Genomic DNA, 2,527 nt, shown 5'->3' on the forward strand with positions numbered 1-2,527 from the left:
AGGGCGAAGCTGGGCGCGCCCGGCGACAGCTCGACATACTGGCCCATCGCGGGACCGGAGAACCGCACGATCCGGTCGTGGCTGTCGATCGCGACGTGCGGCGGATTGTATTTTTCCGTGACCCGCCGCGTGCTCTTGTCGATCCGGTCGTCGGCGCGCCTGGGGCCTACGTCGGGGTGTGGCTGCGTCTCGAGTCCGCGGCCGGCGGCAGCCAGGTCGGGCAGGGAGGGTCGGTTGACCTCGCGCCGCTGGAAGATCCGGTGCTTCTTGTCGGTGACGCCGAACAGCTGGGTGGCGCGGGTGACCGATTCCGACGACCCGAGCAAGAGCCACCCGTTCGGCTTGAGCGCATAGTGCAGGGTCCGCATCACCCGATCCTGCATATCCGCGTCGAGGTAGATCAGCAGGTTGCGGCAGGAAATCAGATCGAGCTTGGAGAACGGCGGGTGCCGGATGACGCTGTGGGTCGAGAACACGCACATGTCGCGGATCTCGGAGACGACACAGACGTTGTCGCCCTCTTCGGTAAACCAGCGCTCGGCCCGTTCGGCCGACAGCCCCGCCGCCGGCCGCCGGTATCGGCCGAGCCGCGCCACGCCGATCGCCCGGTCATCGATGTCGGTGCCGAAGATCTGCACCTTCGGCCTGGGGCGCCGGCCGTCCATCGCCTCGCGCAGCAGGATGGCCAGGGTGTAGGCTTCCTGGCCCGTCGAACAGCCGGGGACCCAGACGCGGATGTCGTCGTCCGCCCCCTTTCCGGCGACCAGGTTCTTCAGCACCGTGGCGGCCAGCGCCTCGAACGCGGCGGGATCGCGGAAGAACTCGGTCACCCCGATCAGCAGCTCGCGGAACAGCAGGTCCAGTTCTTCCGGTTGCTGGCGGTGGTGGTCGATATAGGCGTCCGGCGTTTCGAGATGCAGCACCTGCATCCGGCGCTGGAGCCGGCGAGCGAGGGTCTTTTCCTTGTATTCGCTGAAATCGTGGCCGCTGCGCGCCCGCAGCGCCGCCAGGATGGTCGGCAGATGCGAGCCGGACGGCGCGCGCGCGACGGTCCCGTCCTTGCGTTTGACGACGCGCGTCAGGTGCTGCCTGTAGGCCATCAGGCGGGCCGGCATCGCCTCGACCGCGAGCACGTCATCGACCTGGCCGGTCAGGGTCGCGCTCTGCGGCATCCCCGCCAGCGCATGGCTGTCGAACTCCGCCTGAGCCAGGGTGAGGCCGCCGTGTTCCTTGATGGTGGCCAGGCCCAGCGATCCATCGCTGCCGGTTCCCGCCAGGATCACGCCGATGGCCTTCTCGCCCTGGTCCGCGGCGAGGGACTGGAAAAAGGTGTCGATGGGCCGGCGCCGATCCCGCGGCGGCGCGGGCCGGGAGACCGCCAGGCGGCCCCCGACGATCGTCAGGGTGGCGTCGGGCGGAATGACCACGACGCAGTTCGCCGTGACCCGCAGGCCGTCGGTCGCCTCGATGACGCTCATGGCGGTCGCCTTGCCGAGCAGTTCGGCCAGCAGGCTCTTGTGGTCGGGCGACAGGTGTTGGACCAGCACGAACGCCATGCCGGTGTCGGGCGGGGTGTTGGCGAGAAAGCTCTTGAAGGCCTCCAGACCCCCCGCCGAGGCGCCAATGCCGACGATCAGCAGCACATCGGAAGCGCCGGGGTCGGGCCGCGCCCTCGGCTGCGCCCGCCCGCGCCCGTGGGGGGCAGGGGGTTCAGGCGATCCGGTTGCCTTCGTGGCCATTACGCGGCGGCTCCAGGGTGGGTCACATCCCACATTGCGCCGGATTGGCCGGAACCGCCAATCGCCGCGGTGTTCCGGACAAACGGCGGAATTGAATTACGGTGACAGTTGCAATAACCCCCAAACCCGGCCCTGCGCGAACCAGTGTTCGGTTTGGGGGTTATTGCAACTGCCACCGTAATTTCCAACTGTCACCGTAATTGTAACTACGGATCATCGCGAGGCGCTCACCTGGCCACCAGGGGCGCGAAGCCCAGGTGGTGGCCGGCGTCGACCAGCAGGGTCTCGCCGGTGACGTGGCGCGAGGCGCGGCTGGCCAGGAAGACGGTGGCCGCGGCGATGTCGTCGGGGGAGGAGGCGGCCTTGAGCGGCGTGCCGGCCGCGGCGTTGGCGCGGATGCGGTCGACGGCGGCGTCGGGCAGGCCCTTGCCGAACCAGGGCGTGTCGATGAAGCCCGGGCAGACCGCATTGACCCGGATCTTCGGGGCCAGAGCGCGGGCCAGCGAGAGCGTCATGGTGGTCAAGGCGCCCTTGGAGGCGGCGTAGGGGATCGAGGAGCCGATGCCGGTGACGCCGGCGATCGAGGCGGTGTTGACCACGGCGCCCGGCTGGGGGGCGGCTTCCAGCAGGGCGCGGCAGGCGCGGACCATCTGGTAGGCCCCGATGACATTGACCGCATAGAGGTCGAGGAAGTCCTGGGCGGAGACGGCGTCGAGGTCGGCGTGGTTGGCGAAGCGCGTGGTCCCGGCGTTGTTGAACAGGGCGTCGATGCGGCCGAAGGGCGCCGC

The 2,527-nt window shown here is 69.3% G+C and carries 2 protein-coding genes; both read right to left on the reverse strand.

Annotated features, from left to right (window positions below; translation table 11 throughout):
- Window positions 1-1,739, reverse strand: a 1,739-nt coding sequence (locus tag RMN86_RS17725) for a chemotaxis protein CheB (protein WP_309607187.1), incomplete at its 3' end; no start/stop codon positions are given.
- 227 nt (window positions 1,740-1,966) lie between these two features.
- Window positions 1,967-2,527, reverse strand: a 561-nt coding sequence (locus RMN86_RS17730) for an SDR family oxidoreductase (RefSeq protein WP_309607188.1), incomplete at its 5' end; no start/stop codon positions are given.

This window comes from Phenylobacterium sp. (assembly GCF_031360265.1).
In the GTDB taxonomy this organism is placed as follows: Bacteria; Pseudomonadota; Alphaproteobacteria; order Caulobacterales; family Caulobacteraceae; genus Phenylobacterium.